Source organism: Saccharothrix carnea, assembly GCF_003014735.1.
In the GTDB taxonomy this organism is placed as follows: domain Bacteria; phylum Actinomycetota; class Actinomycetes; order Mycobacteriales; family Pseudonocardiaceae; genus Actinosynnema; species Actinosynnema carneum.
The window spans coordinates 195,365-209,619 of the sequence record NZ_PYAX01000011.1; the positions used below are offsets into that span (position 1 = coordinate 195,365).

General features: G+C 71.5%; 14 protein-coding genes. 7 read left to right on the plus strand and 7 right to left on the minus strand.

Features of this window, described 5'->3' with window-relative positions; translation table 11 throughout:
- Window positions 1-145: 145 nt before the first annotated feature.
- Window positions 146-589, minus strand: a complete 444-nt coding sequence (locus B0I31_RS42085; protein ID WP_425444417.1) for a class I SAM-dependent methyltransferase — start codon at window positions 587-589, stop codon at window positions 146-148.
- 77 nt (window positions 590-666) lie between these two features.
- On the opposite strand from B0I31_RS42085, the gene B0I31_RS29675 reads away from it, so the two are divergent.
- The 3 genes from B0I31_RS29675 to B0I31_RS29685 are packed head-to-tail and all read left to right on the plus strand — an operon-like array spanning window position 667 to window position 2,288.
- Entirely contained in the window at window positions 667-1,482 is an 816-nt protein-coding gene (locus tag B0I31_RS29675; RefSeq protein ID WP_425444421.1) for an alpha/beta fold hydrolase, read from the plus strand.
- Between the two features lie 49 nt (window positions 1,483-1,531).
- A complete protein-coding gene (locus B0I31_RS29680; RefSeq protein ID WP_073900341.1) occupies window positions 1,532-1,717 on the plus strand; it encodes a helix-turn-helix domain-containing protein in 186 nt (61 codons plus the stop codon).
- A gap of 4 nt (window positions 1,718-1,721) precedes the next feature.
- On the plus strand, window positions 1,722-2,288 hold the full coding sequence (locus B0I31_RS29685) for a nucleotidyltransferase family protein (protein ID WP_106618683.1): 567 nt from the start codon (window positions 1,722-1,724) through the stop codon (window positions 2,286-2,288).
- A 12-nt stretch (window positions 2,289-2,300) separates the two neighbouring features.
- Here B0I31_RS29685 and B0I31_RS29690 read toward each other — a convergent pair whose 3' ends face one another.
- On the minus strand, window positions 2,301-2,924 hold the full coding sequence (locus B0I31_RS29690) for a F0F1 ATP synthase subunit B family protein (RefSeq protein WP_106618684.1): 624 nt from the start codon (window positions 2,922-2,924) through the stop codon (window positions 2,301-2,303).
- 25 nt (window positions 2,925-2,949) lie between these two features.
- Window positions 2,950-3,756: a lysozyme gene (locus tag B0I31_RS29695; protein ID WP_106618685.1), complete on the minus strand. Its 807-nt coding sequence runs from the start codon at window positions 3,754-3,756 to the stop codon at window positions 2,950-2,952.
- Window positions 3,757-4,052: 296 nt separating this feature from the next.
- Between B0I31_RS29695 and B0I31_RS29700 the strand changes: the two genes are divergently transcribed.
- Both B0I31_RS29700 and B0I31_RS29705 read left to right on the plus strand, forming a co-directional pair.
- A complete protein-coding gene (locus tag B0I31_RS29700) occupies window positions 4,053-4,430 on the plus strand; it encodes a hypothetical protein (protein WP_106618686.1) in 378 nt (125 codons plus the stop codon).
- Between the two features lie 153 nt (window positions 4,431-4,583).
- Window positions 4,584-6,698, plus strand: a complete 2,115-nt coding sequence (locus B0I31_RS29705; protein WP_245950540.1) for a transglycosylase domain-containing protein — start codon at window positions 4,584-4,586, stop codon at window positions 6,696-6,698.
- Window positions 6,699-7,351: 653 nt separating this feature from the next.
- On the opposite strand, the gene B0I31_RS29710 is transcribed toward B0I31_RS29705, so the two are convergent.
- Window positions 7,352-8,107 (minus strand): DeoR/GlpR family DNA-binding transcription regulator, encoded by a 756-nt coding sequence (locus B0I31_RS29710; RefSeq protein WP_245950541.1) that lies wholly within the window; start codon window positions 8,105-8,107, stop codon window positions 7,352-7,354.
- 113 nt (window positions 8,108-8,220) lie between these two features.
- On the opposite strand from B0I31_RS29710, the gene B0I31_RS29715 reads away from it, so the two are divergent.
- Together B0I31_RS29715 and B0I31_RS29720 are read left to right on the plus strand one after the other, a co-directional pair.
- Complete coding sequence (locus B0I31_RS29715; protein ID WP_106618689.1) at window positions 8,221-8,961, plus strand: SIS domain-containing protein; 741 nt, start codon at window positions 8,221-8,223, stop codon at window positions 8,959-8,961.
- Between the two features lie 60 nt (window positions 8,962-9,021).
- Window positions 9,022-10,593: a penicillin-binding transpeptidase domain-containing protein gene (locus B0I31_RS29720; RefSeq protein ID WP_146173989.1), complete on the plus strand. Its 1,572-nt coding sequence runs from the start codon at window positions 9,022-9,024 to the stop codon at window positions 10,591-10,593.
- A gap of 26 nt (window positions 10,594-10,619) precedes the next feature.
- On the opposite strand, the gene B0I31_RS29725 is transcribed toward B0I31_RS29720, so the two are convergent.
- From B0I31_RS29725 to B0I31_RS29735, 3 genes are all read right to left on the minus strand, one after another.
- Window positions 10,620-12,506 carry an ABC transporter ATP-binding protein gene (locus B0I31_RS29725; RefSeq protein WP_106618691.1) on the minus strand — a complete coding sequence of 629 codons (1,887 nt, stop codon included), beginning with the start codon at window positions 12,504-12,506 and terminating at the stop codon, window positions 10,620-10,622.
- Window positions 12,507-13,039: 533 nt separating this feature from the next.
- Window positions 13,040-13,855: an enoyl-CoA hydratase/isomerase family protein gene (locus B0I31_RS29730; protein ID WP_106618692.1), complete on the minus strand. Its 816-nt coding sequence runs from the start codon at window positions 13,853-13,855 to the stop codon at window positions 13,040-13,042.
- A 66-nt stretch (window positions 13,856-13,921) separates the two neighbouring features.
- Window positions 13,922-14,131 carry a helix-turn-helix domain-containing protein gene (locus B0I31_RS29735; RefSeq protein WP_015103570.1) on the minus strand — a complete coding sequence of 70 codons (210 nt, stop codon included), beginning with the start codon at window positions 14,129-14,131 and terminating at the stop codon, window positions 13,922-13,924.
- Between the last annotated feature and the right edge of the window lie 124 nt (window positions 14,132-14,255).

Sequence of the window (14,255 nt, forward strand, 5' to 3'; positions counted from 1 at the left end):
GCCATCCCGGCTCACTGATGAGGAGCACGCAGCGGCGCTCCTGATACCGGACGAGTCAAAGCTGACCACGATCCGACGCAGCGTGGTCGCAACAGCACCCGGAGGTGACGACGGATAAGCCGTTCGGCCGAGTGGCAAGCCTCCGCTACTTCACCGCGGTGAACTGACGGACACCCAGGTAGCCCACTCGGAAGCCCGCTTCGGAGTAAGCGAGGTAGAACTCCCACATCCGCCGGAACGTCTCGTCGAAGCCGAGCGAGGCCACCTCGTCCCCCCGGGCCAGGAACCGCTCGCGCCACCGGCGCAGGGTCTCGGCGTGGTCGCGGCCGAACTCGCGGCTCCCGACCAGCCGCATCGCGGTGTGGTCGCGCACCGCGTCCTCGATCGCCCGGACCGAGGGGATCAGCCCGCCGGGGAAGACGTACTTCTCCAGGGGACTGCCGGCGCGCGGTGCCCACGACGCCGTGGATCGTCCGCGGCCGTCGGACGAGGTGGTGACCGGCGCGCAGCCGGCGCCCTTCCGTGGTGGCACCGCCGGGACGTCGGGCAAGCCGATGCCGAAGTGCCGGGCCGCCGGGGCTTCGGCCACCGCCGGCACGCGAGAATGCCCACCGGAACACGTGGGCCGGTCGAGCGAGGGGACTGAAGATCACCGTGATCGAACAGATGGGCGTGCGGACCGACGAGGGCGACTTCGACGCGATCGCGGCGGGCCCCGAGGACGGCCGGCCGGTGTTGCTGCTGCACGGCTTCCCCGAGGCCGCCGTCGAGTGGGAGCACCAGGTGGCGGTGCTCGGCCGCGAGGGTTTCCGGGCGGTGGCGTTCGACCAGCGCGGCTACTCGCCCGGCGTGCGGCCGGAGCGTGCCGCCGAGTACGGGATCGACGCGCTGGTCGGCGACGTGCTCGCGGTGGCGGATTCGCTCGGCTGGTCGACGTTCGACCTCGTCGGCCACGACTGGGGCGGCGCGGTGGCGTGGTGGACCGCGTCCGAGCACCCCGACCGGCTGCGCCGGCTCGCGGTCGTGTCCACGCCCCACCCCGGCGCGTTCGCGGAGGCCCTGCGCACCGATGAGGACCAGCACCTGCGGTCGGGGTACATGACCGAGTGGCGCAACAGCAACACCGAGAAGAAGATGCTGGACGACGACGGCGCGGCGTTGCGGCAGATGTTCGAGTGGCGGGTGCCGCCGAGCCGGGTGGACGAGTACGTGCGGCGGCTGTCCGAGCCGGGCGCGCTGACCGCCGCGCTGAACTGGTACCGCGCCGGTCGGCCGGGTGGGAAGGCAGGGAAGGTGTCCGTGCCCACCCTGTACGTGTGGAGCACGGAGGACGTGGCGTTCGGCTCGACGGCGGCGTTGAGCACGGGCGACTGGGTCACCGGGCCGTACCGGTTCGAGATGCTGGAGGACGTCTCCCACTGGGTGCCGGAAGAGGCGCCGGAGGCGTTGACGGCGCTGCTCCTGGAGCACTTGGCCCGCTGAATCGCGTCCGGATTGAACCGCTGCCGTGGTGCCGCACGTGTTCCCGCGTATGACGGAGTTGACCTACTCGGAGCGCAGGGTCGCGACCCTCGCCGCGTGTGGCCACAGCAACCGGGCGATCGCGATGCGGTTGCACATCACCGTGAGCACGGTGGAACAGCACCTGACCAGGGTCTACCGCAAGCTCGAAGTGGCCAACCGGGCGGAGTTGAAGGGCCACCAAGCCCTAGTGTGACCCCATGCGGGTCGCGGGGTTGCTGCTCGCCGCGGGTGCCGGGCGGCGGTTCGGCGGACCCAAGGCGCTGGTGTCGCACGGCGGCGTGCTGTGGGTCGACCGGGCCGCGGCGGTGCTGCGCGACGGCGGGTGCGCGCCGGTCGTCGTGGTGCTCGGCGCCTCGGCGTCCTCGGTGCGCGCGAGTGCCGCGCTGGAGGGCTGCGTCGTGGTGGACAACCCCGACTGGGCCACCGGCATGGGCTCGTCGCTGCGCGCGGGCCTGGCCGCGCTGACCGGCTCGGACGTCGGCGCGGTCGTCGTGCTGCCGGTGGACACGCCCGGCGTCACGGCGGCGGCGGTCGAACGCCTGCGCGCGCCGGCCTCACCGGCGGCGCTGGCGCGTGCCTCGTACGACGGCGCGCCCGGCCACCCCGTGCTGATCGGCGCCGACCACTGGCCGGGCGTGGTCGCCTCGGCGGTCGGCGACGCCGGCGCGCGGGACTACTTGCGCCGGCACAGCGCGCTCGACGTGCCGTGCGGCGACGTGGCGGACGGCGACGACGTGGACCACCCGCGCGACCTGCCCACCTGAGGCCGGAGGCGCTCAGGCCGAGGTCGGGCGTTGCTCCTCGGCGTCCGGCTGCACCACGGGCAGCGGCCCGGAGATGATGCGCGGCATCGGCACGTCCAGCGCGGGCGCGGTCTCCGGGGTCCACCGGTCCTGGCCGTCCACGTGGCCTCCCAGCAGGGCACTCGCCTCCGCCGTCGCCTGTTGCACGATCTCGCGAGCCCGCTGCTCGGCCTCGGCGAGCCGCCGTTGCGTCTCCTGCTCGGTCTCGTCCAGCAGCACGGCCTGCTGCCGCGCCACCTCCTCGGCCCGCTTGAGCATCTGCTCGCTGCGCTCCCGCGCGTCGGTCTCGAAGGCGTCCGCCTTCTGCCTGGCCACGTGCATCAGGTAGCGGATGCAGCCGGACACGGCGTTGTCCTTCGAGTAGCCGGCGTGCAGCACCCGGTACTCGGCGAGCTCGCTGCGCGCGTCCTCCAGCTCGCGCATCAGGTCGTCCGCGGTGGCCACGGCGCCGTCCCGGTCGATCCGCAGCACCTCCAGCTCCTCCCGCAGGCGGGCCATCTCCCACCGCGTGCGGAGCAGTTCCTCGTCCACCCGTCGCCGGTCGTAGCCGCGCCACCGCACGGGGAAGGGCGTGCCCTGGGACTTGTCGATGTGCATGGCTGCCACCGCCGTTCCGGACGACTCAGCCCCGGGCCAGAGCCACGAGGTCGTCCATGGTGCCGTTGAACAGGTTCTGGTCGATCGGGGTCGACGAGTGCTGCCAGATCGCGTGCGCCGCCCAGCTGTGCGGCAACGGGCCTACGCTCTCGGCGTACCGGGCCACCCACAGCGGGTTCGTCGCGGTGAAGTCACCGAGGCGGCCCGTGCAGGTGTCCCACCACGAGGTGGACGTGTAGATCATCGGGAAGCGGCCGGTGCGGGCGTGGTAGGTCTCGCTGAACTGGCGGATCCAGGCCACCATCGCCTCGGGCACCAGGCCGTAGCACTTGGCGTCGCTGTACGGGTTGTACTCGACGTCGAGGGCGCCGGGCAGCGTGCGGCCGTCAGCGCTCCACCCGCCGCCGTGGTCGACGAAGTAATTGGCCTGGGCGGCGCCGTCGGACCGGTCGGGCAGCGCGAAGTGGTACGCGCCGCGGACCATGCCCACCTGGTACGAGCCGTCGTACTGCTGGGCGTACTTGGGGTTGACGTAGCCGGTGCCCTCGGTCGCCTTGACGTACGCGAACCGCTTGCCCTGGCCCCACCAGTGCGGCCAGTCGACGTCGCCTTGGTGGCTGCTCACGTCGATGCCGGGGACGCTGGGTCCGTCGACCACGAGCTGAGACGCGTCGACGGGGTTCGAGCCCTCGTGCTTGGCGATCTGCGAGCCCGCGGAGTGGTCGCCGTGGTCCTCGGCCGCGGTCGCCGGTACGTGCAGGGCGGCGAGGCACGCGAGCACCGCCACCGACGCGGTCGTGCGGGACAGCCACCTGGGTGATCGCGCCGGCATTGGACTTCCTCCCCTTCTCCGCGTCGGCCGAGCCGTGCTCGGGCTCGACGGCCCGCGGCGGCTCACGCCTCGCGGCCGTGACTTCTGCCGAACGGCTACCACCACTCGGACCCGGACAACCTGAAGAAGTCGTTTACACCTGAACGAATGACAAATACCGACTTTCGCGGCACTGCATGTGACCATCCGGTGCGTGCCGGTGACGATCAATTCCCGCGGCCGTCAACGAAGCCGGCATGAAGTGACACTTCCGGGGGCACTCACCCGATGAGCGCGACGCACAGAAGGTGAGAACAATGACCACGACCCAAGTGGACTGGGAGCCGTTCATCGAGTCACTGCACGAGGCGGCCGGCCTGTGGGACCGCGGCCTCGCCTGCCGGGCCAGTCGGCAGGAGGTCGACGAGGACGTCGACGCCGAGCCACCGCGGGTCGTGCCGATCACCGAGGCCGAGGCCGAGCGGCTGATGAGGGCCGTGGCGTTCCTCGCGCGGCGGCTGAGCGTGGCGGCCGAGTGCGTCGTCTACGTGACCGCGGAGTCGCGGCTGGAGCCCACCGAGGGCGACCCGGCGGCGCAGGCCGACGCGCTGTCGTTGACCGCGCTGCACGCCGCCGCGATGCGGCACGCGGCCGACCTCGCCAGCGCCGCGTTCAACCGCTCCGACGCCGCGTGAAATCCACTCTCCGTAGAAACGTCCACGAACGGGTGAACAATGCCGGGTTAAACGTCCGGAAGTCATTGTCCGTACGTTGCGGTGAACCCGCTTCCCCGGTGTTTCCGCCGCCCGTCCGAGCGTAACTCTCGGGTCATGCGCACCGCCGCCCTAGTGAAACTGATCGGCCTCTGCCTGGTGGCCGGGTTGCTGGTCGCCGGGATGGTCGTCCCGGTCTTCGGCGCGGCCGGTCTCGTGTCCAACCGGATGAGCGACCAGGTCGCGGCCACCACGCTCAACATGCTCGAGACGCCGCCGCCGTTGATGACCACGATCACCGACAAGGACGGCGTCCCGTTCGCCTACCTCTACGACCAGTACCGCGTGCTCACGCCGCCGGACAAGGTCGCGCAGGTGATGAAGGACGCGCTGGTGTCCGCCGAGGACCGGCGGTTCTACGAGCACGGTGGCGTCGACTGGCTGGCCACGCTGCGCGCCGCGCTGCGCAACCAGTCCGAGGGCACCGTCTCGCAGGGCGCGTCCACGATCACGCAGCAGTACGTGAAGAACCACCTCGTGCACGTGCTGGAGCGGGAGGACGTCGCCGGGCAGAAGAAGGCGCAGGAGCAGACGATCGCCCGCAAGCTGCGCGAGGCGCGCATCGCGGTCCACGTGGAGTCGCAGCTCAGCAAGGACGAGATCCTGTCGCGGTACCTGGACGTGGTGCCGTTCGGCGGCACGATCTACGGCATCGCGGCGGCGTCCCAGGCCTACTTCGCCACCACGCCCGACCAGCTGACCGTGCCGCAGGCCGCGATGCTCGCCGGGATGGTCAACAGCCCGACGTTCCTGGACCCGGAGGCCCGGCCGGACAAGGCGGTCGAGCGGCGGAACATGGTCATCGACCTGATGGCGGAGAACGGCAAGCTGTCGCGCGAGCAGGCCGAGGTGCACAAGCGCACGCCGCTGGGCCTGGCCACGCCGGTCCGCCCGCTGCCGACCGGGTGCGTCGGGTCGGGGCCGGAGTTCGGGTTCTTCTGCTCGTTCGTGGTGAACCACCTGACCCGCAACGGCTACTCGTTGAACGAGCTGAAGACGGGCGGCTACACCATCCAGACCACTTTGGACCGCACGCTCACGCAGCAGGCCAAGCAGGCGGCCGAGGCGCAGGTGCCGAAGACGACGCCGGGCATCGCGAACACGGCGGCGATCGTGCGGCCGGGCAAGGAGCGGCACGACGTCGTGGCGCTGGTGGCCAACCGGGACTACGGGCTCAAGAAGGAGGAGTTCCAGACCCAGTTCGACCTGCCCAGCGGGGTGGAGAACAAGTTCGGCGCGGGGTCGGTCTACAAGGTGTTCACAGCCGCGGCGGCGTTGGAGAAGGGCGGGCTCGGGATCGAGAGCATCGTCGAGTCGCCCGGTTCGTACGCCTCACGCGTGTTCCGCGGTGGTGCGCCGGGGTGCCCGGGCACCGGTGAGCCGTTCACGTACTGGTACTGCCTGCGCAACCACGACGGCAGCTACCCGCCGCGGATGACGTTGAAGGAGGCGTTGGCGACCTCCCCCAACACGGCGTTCGTGATCCTGGAGGAGCGGGTCGGGTTGAACGCCGTGGTCGACATGGCGTACCGGCTGGGGATGCGGGACACGCTGGCGACGAACATCGCGGGCGTGCCGCCGGACCGGAAGTCGAAGCAGAAGGAGCTGCGGGTGACGCAGTCGGAGTTCTACAAGGAGTCCGGGAACGCGTCGTTCACCCTCGGTCCCGCGCCGACGAGCACGTTGGAGCTGGCGAACGTGTCGGCGACGCTGATGTCCGGTGGGGTGTGGTGCCGGCCGACGCCGATCGTGAAGATCACGGACCGGCACGGGAAGGACACGGCGTACAAGGAGCCGCCGTGCGAGCAGGCCGTGGAGGAGCCGTTGGCGAACGCGCTGGCGGTCGGGCTGAGCGAGGACGACCAGGAGCGCGGCACAGCGGCGGCGGCGGCGAAGCAGTTCGGCTGGACGCGGCCGGCGCTGGGCAAGACCGGGACGACGGAGGAGTACAAGTCCGCCGCATTCCTCGGCGCGACCCCGGACTACGCGGGTGCGGTCCAGGTGTTCAACGACAGCACCGCCCCGAGCGGCATCTGCGTGAACGCCGGCCCACCCCGCCTGTGCGGCGAGGGCGACATCTACGGCGGCACCCTGCCCGCGCGAACCTGGTTCGACTTCATGACGAAGGCCCACGCCAACCTGCCGGAAAAACCCCTCCCCCCAGTCGAACCTCGCTACCGCCGCCCCTGACCTGCACCAAGGCATACCTCACGTCACACCATCGGGTGATCATGACCCCAAAATGTACGGAAACACCGTTACCAGACCTCGGTTGATTATGACGAGCCCCGAACCACCCACCCGACCGCCTGGAGCCCCCACCCCTGACCCCTGACCCCTCAGCACCCGGCCCCCAACTCCCGACCACTGACCGCCAACGACCGCACCGACCTACCCCACGAGCCACACCCCCACCCCTACCCCTGCCGCCGCCCCCGCCGAACCACCACCAGCCCACCCCGCCAGCCATTGCCCGCTCCACCACTACCCACCAGCCGACCCTGCCAGCCCCACCACCCGCCGCACCGGCCCGCCCGCCCGTCCGCCATCCGCGCACCGGGCCACCCGCCCCGCCCAGCCACCCGCCCCGCCCAGCCACCTGCCCTGCCCGCCGCCCGCTACCGGGCCACCCGACTCGGCCAGCCATCCCGTCCGCCAGCCGCCGCAGCCGCCCCGGCCGCCCGACGTGCCGACCCGGCACGAATGCCGAGCCCACCGGCGCGGGCCGAGCGACGCCAACCCCCGACGTGCCGCCCCTAGCGGCCAACGCGGCGGTGATCACGCGAGCAGGCACGCGGCCGTGGGCGCGCGACGCGACGCGGATTTGCGCGGCACCGCGCGCGTCAGACCAGCCGCACGTCCACGCCCGCCTCGCGAATCCGGCTCACCTCCGCCTCCGGCGCGTCCGAGTCCGTGACCAGCACGTCGATCACGTCCACCGGGCACACCCGGCCGAACGCGGTACGCCCGAACTTCGAGCTGTCGATCGCCGCGACCACCCGCGCCGACGCGTCCACGGCCGCCTTCTTCACCGCGCCCTCGGCCAAATCGTGCGCCGAAACGCCGTTGCGCGCACTCAGCCCACAGCTACCGAGCACCACCGTGTCGAACCGCATCACCTGGAACGCGTGCTCGGTCAACGGCCCCACGAACGCCAGCTCACCGGGCCGGATGTCACCGCCCGGCAACACCATCCGCACCTGCTCCGCACCCCGCAGCACGTCCGCCGAGTGCAACGACAGCGGCAGGACGGTGAGCCGCCGGTCGGTCAGCCGCCGCGCCACCTCCACCGTCGTGCTGCCACCGTCGAGCACCACCGTCTCGCCGTCGTCCAGCAGCCCGGCGACGGCCGCCCCGATCCGCCGCTTAGCCTCCAACCGCTGCCGCGCCCGCGCCGCGTACGGCGTCTCCTCCCCCGTCAACATGCTCACCGCCGCACCCCGCACCCGCCGCAGCAGCCCTTCCCGCTCCAGCACGTCGAGGTCGCGCCGCACCGTCATCTCCGAAGCACCCACCAGCTCGGCCAGGCTGCCTACGGACACCCGCTCACCACCCCGCAGGCGGTGGAGGATCTTCTCGTGACGCCATGACACATCCATGCTGTTCATTTGAACACCGCACATGTTCAGTGGTCAACACCCTGGCGGGTGATGGGACGATCCGGTAGGACTACGGCACCAGCACCTTTTGGTATAGACCACTGGAGGACCGCATGACGACCGAGCCCGTGACCGACACCGACTACGGCGACGTCGTGCGCACCCACCTCACCAGGGTGGAGCAGCAGAACGCGGCGGCCCTGGACGACGTGGCCGAACTGGTGCTGGCGAGCGTCCGCGCGGACGGCATGGTGCTCACCGCGGGCGCGGGCCACTCCCTGGCCGCGGTCGCCGAGACGTTCTACCGCGCCGGCGGCCTGGCCTGCGTCCGCCCGATCTACCACCCCGAACTCCTGCCGATGCACGGCGCGGTCAGCAGCACGTCCGCCGAACGCCGCTCCGGCCTGGCCGCCGAGGTGCTGCGCGAAGCGGGCCTGGCCGCGCACGACGTGCTGTTCGTCTTCTCCACCTCCGGCGTGAACCCCTACCCGGTGGAACTCGCGGTCCTCGCGGCCGACGCCGGCTGCCCCGTGGTCGCGGTGACGTCGGTCGCGGCCAGCGCGCTGGCACCGCGTCGCGCCGGCACGACCCTCGCCGAGAACGCCACCGTGGTGCTGGACAACCTCGTGCCGCCCGGCGACGCGACCTACCCGCCCGCGAACCCCGTCACCGCCGCCGTGTCCACGATCGCGACCGCGTTCCTGTGGAACCTGCTGATGGTGCGCCTGTTCGACAAGGCCGCCGAGGCGGGCGTGGCGCTGCCGCTGTGGCGCAGCGCGAACGTCGAGGGCGGCGACACGGCCAACGCCGACCTGCTGCGCAAGTACCAGACGCGGGTGCCCCAGCTGGGATGAGCAACGTTCACGAATTCTCCACACGGTCGGGTTAATCTCCGATCGCTAAAGGGGGAATTCGTGAACAAAAGAGCGAAGCGGTGGGTACTGGCGGTCGGGGGCGCCGCGGCGGTCGCGGTGATCGTCGCGGGCCTGGTGGTGCTGCGGTCGGGCGGTGAGCCGGAGGTCCGGGACAAGCCCGAACGGGTGGGCCCCGGTGTCGTCGCCCAGCGGTTCTTCACCGCGATGGCGTCCGGTCAGGCGGGACAGGCGGCGGCGGCCACCGACGCGGCGGACGTGGCAGGCGCGGCCCTCGCCCGGACGCAGCAGGGCATGCCGGGCGCGTCGTTCCACGCCCAACTCAGCCCGCTGCCGCAGGTCGCCGAGGACGCCACGACAACCGAGGTCGACGCGAACGTCACCTGGACGTTGCCGGGCGGCGTGCCGCTCGAGTACCCGACCAAGGTCGGGTTGCGGCTGGTGGACGACCAGTGGCGCGTCCACTGGTCACCGTCCCTGCTGCACCCGCAGCTCGCCGAGGGCCAGAACCTGGCCTACCGCGCGCTGCCCGCCGAGGGCGCGCTGGTCGACCGCACGGGTCGGCCGGTGCCGCCGGACTTCGCCCCGGTGGTGATGGGCTCGGTGCGGCAGGCGGTCGGCAGCTTGAACGGCACGCCGGGCTGGCAGGTCGCGATCGTCGACCCGGCCGGGTCGTCGGTCACCGTGCTGCAGGAGCAGAAGCCGCAGGCCGCGAAGACGATGACGGTCACGCTGGACCCGATCACGCAGAGCGCCGCACAGGCCGCGGTCGACCAGGTGGGTGGTCAGGCGGCGATGCTGGTGGCGATCCAGCCGTCGACCGGCGAGATCCTGGCCGTGGCGCAGAACGCGACCGCGGGCAACGACCCGCTCGCGCTCTACGGCCACTACGAGCCGGGGTCGACGTTCAAGGTCGTCACCGCGACGGCGGTGTTGACCGGCGGCCTGGCGACGGCCGACACGCCCGTGCCGTGCCCCGGCAAGGCGACCGTCGGCACCAGGCAGATCACCAACGACGACTCGTTCGAGCTGGGCACGGTGCCGTTGCACCGGGCGTTCGCGGCGTCGTGCAACACCAGCTTCAGCCAGTTGGCCGCCACCATGCCGCCGACTGCGCTGCCCAACGCCGCCGCGTACTTCGGGCTGGCGTCGGACTTCACCGTCGCGGGCATCACCACGAACACCGGCAAGATCCCGCCCGCCGACTCCGTGCCCGCCCGGGTCGAGGCGGGCATCGGGCAGGGCCAGATGCAGGCGACGCCGTTCGGCATGGCGCTGGTCGCGGCGACCGTCGCCAACGGACGCACGCCGGTGCCGCAGCTGATCCGGGAGATCCCGACCGAGGGCGCGGCACCGACGGCGTTGCCGGGCGGCGTCACGGGCGCGTTGCGGTCGATGATGGGCGAGGTCGTCACCGGCGGCACGGCCCGTGAGCTGGCCGGTTACGGCGGGGTGCGCGGCAAGACCGGCACCGCGCAGTTCGGTGACGGCACGCGGTCGCACGGCTGGTTCATCGGCTACCGCGGTGACCTGGCGTTCTCCGTGCTAGTGGTGAACGGCGGCTCGTCCAAGGTCGCGGTGGCCGCCACCGGCACGTTCCTCGGCGCGCTCTGAACACCGCTCCGCCCGTCGCGCCGGACTCACACGGCGGCCTCCAGGTCGTCCGCCGCGGCGGGCGTCTCGTCGAACTGCGTGCGGTACAGGTCGGCGTAACGGCCCTGGGTCGCCAGCAGTTCGGTGTGCGTGCCGCGTTCGACCACGCGTCCGTCCTCCACGACCAGGATCTGGTCCGCCGCGCGGATGGTGGACAGCCGGTGCGCGATCACCAGCGCGGTCCGGCCGCGCAACGCCTCGGTCAGCGCGACCTGCACGGCGGCCTCCGACTCGGAGTCCAGGTGCGCGGTCGCCTCGTCCAGGATGACCACGCGCGGCCGGGCCAGGAGCAGCCGGGCGATGGTGAGCCGCTGCCGTTCGCCGCCGGAGAGCCGGTAGCCGCGTTCGCCGACCACCGTGTCGAGTCCGGCCGGGAGTGATTCGACGAGGTGGTCCAGGCGTGCGCGGCGCAGCGCGTCCCACAGTTCGTCCTCGGTCGCGTCCGGTCGCGGGTAGCTCAGGTTCGCGCGGATCGAGTCGTGGAACAGGTGACCGTCCTGGGTGACGACGCCCACCGTGTGCCGCAGCGAGTCGAACGCCAGTTCTCGCACGTCCACATCGGACAGTCGGACGGCGCCGGAGTCGGCGTCGTAGAGCCGCGGGACGAGCGAGGCGATGGTCGACTTGCCCGCGCCGGACGACCCGACGAGCGCGACGAGCTGACCCGGCTCGGCACGGAAGCTGACGCCGTGCAACACCTCCTCGCCACCGCGTGTGTCCAATGTGGCCACTGATTCCAGTGAGGCCAGTGAGACCTTGTCGGCTGACGGGTAGGCGAACCGGACGTCGTCGAACTCGACGGAGACCGGGCCGTCCGGCACGCGGCGCGGTTGGGGCGGTTCGGCGATCATCGGCTTCAGGTCGAGCACTTCGAACACTCGTTCGAACGAGACGAGGGCGGTCATCACGTCGACCCGGGCGTTGGCCAGGGCGGTGAGCGGTGAGTAGAGGCGGGTGAGCAGGAGCGCGAGCGAGACGACGGTGCCCGCGGCCAGGTGGCCGGTCAGCGCGAGGTAGCCGCCGAGGCCGTAGACGAGGGCTTGGGCCAGGGCGGAGACCAGCGTCAGGCCGGTCATGAACCAGCGGGTCGCCATCGCCGTGCGGACGCCGATGTCGCGGACGCGTGCCGCCCGTTCGTCGAACTCGGCGACCTCGGCCTCCGGTCGGCCGAAGAGCTTCACCAGCGTCGCGCCGGGTGCGGAGAACCGCTCGGTCATCTGGGTGGTCATGCCCGCGTTGAGCGTGGACGCCTCCCGCTGCAGGCCCGCCATCCGGGTGCCCATGCGGCGCGCGGGGATCACGAAAACGGGCAGCAACACCAGGGCGAGCGCGGTCACCTGCCACGAAAGGGTGAACATCACGCCCAGGGAAAGCCCCAGTTGGATGACGTTGGTGACGACGCCCGAGAGCGTCGAGGTGAACGCCCGCTGCGCGCCGATGACGTCGTTGTTCAGCCTGCTGACCAGCGCCCCGGTGCGCGTTCGGGTGAAGAACGCGATGGGCATGCGCTGCACGTGCTCGTACACGACGCGCCGCAGGTCGTGGATCAGCCCTTCCCCGATCCGCGACGACTGCCACCGCTCGACCAACCCGAGCCCCGCGTCCACGACCGCGATCCCCGCGATCACGACGGCCAACCACACCACGACCGACACGTCCCGCCCGCCGACGATCGCATCCACCACCCGCCCCGCGAGCACCGGCGTACTGACCGCGAGCACCGCGGAAACCACCGTGAGCAGCAGGAACACGACCAACTTCGCCCGATGCGGCGCCGCGAACCCCCACACCCGCCGAAACGTCCCCCGCCGCACCGCCGTGGGCGCGTCCGAAGCCCGCATCGCGCTGCGCATCAATCCCCAAGAACCGTCCACGACAGACGGTAACGCCCACAGCCCACCCGACGTTCCCATTCGTGCACACACCCTGCGGCCGACAGGCCCAGATCGGCACCCACAGACCCCCAACCGGCCCTGCGCCCAGCCCACCAGTTGCCCGCAACGGCTTGGCGAGCCGGGCGCCGGCCGAACGCTGCGGCGGCGGGCCGACCGAGACGGGGCCGACACGGCGGCGGGCCGGGGCGGGCGGGGCTGCGCGCGACTCCAGCCGGGGTATGCCGTCCAGCCGGGTCGAGTCGTTCGGCCGTGGTCGGGGGGTCCGGCCGTGGTCGAGCGGGGCGGCCGTGGTCGAGCGGGGCGGCCGTGGCTATTGGGCCAGCCGTGGCTATCGGTCTGGCGGTGGTCGGGCGGTCCCGCCATGGTCGGGCGGGCCGGTGGTGGGTGGTGCGCGGTGGCGGTCAGGATTGCGGTCGGGGGTGGTTCGGGGCTCCGTCATATCAACCGAGGTACGGGAACAGTGTTTCCGTACATTTTTCGGTCGATCTCACCCGATCGTGTTTGGTGGTTGGTCAGTGTTGGCCGTTAACCAGGGCGGTCAGTTCGGCGAGGCGGCGGAGTTGGGCTTCACGTTCCGCGCGCAGTTGGGTGTCTTCCGAGGCGCCGTCCGCGGCGGATGCCAGTAGAGCCAGGGTCTCGCTCACGGCGCCCGGCATCGGCTGGAGCACTCGGGCGACCAGGGCGTCGACCGCCTCGTCCAAGCCGTCCGCGGGCACGACGGAGTTCGCGAGGCCGATCCGCAGCGCCTCCTCGGCGCCGACCCGCCTCCCGGTCAGGCAGATCTCGGCCGCGCGCGAGTACCCGACCAGGCGCACCAGGGGCAACGTGCCGCCCAGGTCGGGCACCAGGCCGAGCGACGTCTCGGCCATGCAGAACTTGACGTCGTCGGCAGCCACGCGGAAGTCGCACGCGAGCGCGAGTTGGAACCCCGCGCCGATCGCGTGCCCGCGCACCGCGGCGATCGTCACCCGAGCCGGGTCGCGCAGCCAGCGGAAGCCTTCTTGGAACTCCGCGATCAGTGCGGCGCCTGCTTCGGGTCCCCGTCGCGTGATCTCCGGCAGACCCGGTTCGCCCTCCACCGGGGCGCCCGTGAACATGCGCCGGTCGAGCCCCGCGGAGAAGGCGCGACCGGAACCCCGGACGACCACGACGCGGACGTCCGGGCCCAGCTGTTCACCGATCGTCCGCAACGCCACCCAGGTCGACGGCGTCTGTGCGTTGAGCACGTCGGGACGGTCAAGCGTGATGGTCGCGCGCGGTCCGTCCACGACGAGCCGCACGCCTCCGCGTTCCAGCAGGCCGGCGTCGATGGTGGTCGGTGCCGACATGCGTGAACCTCCGGGTTTCGTCAGGCGTCGTCTCTCCTCGACACCTGCAGGTTACCGGAGGGTAGCTTACTTCTTCTTCGTGCGGGTGGCGCCACCGCGACCGCGCAGCTGCACACCGGACTCGCTGAGCACCCGGTGCACGAAGCCGTAGGAGCGCCCGGTGGACTCGGCCAACGCCCGGATGCTCGCGCCCTTTTCGTACTTCTTCTTCAGGTCAGCGGCCAGCTTGTCCCGCGTGGCGCCGGTGATCCGGGCGCCCTTCTTCAGGTCAGCCACCTTGTCCCGCCTTCCGTAGACAGCAGGTCGGGCCTTCGAAAGCCCCTGTCGTCGCAATGATCGAACACGAAGACCAAGAACGCCAGGTGATCAAGCGAAATGATCTGCGAGCGGTCGTGGGATC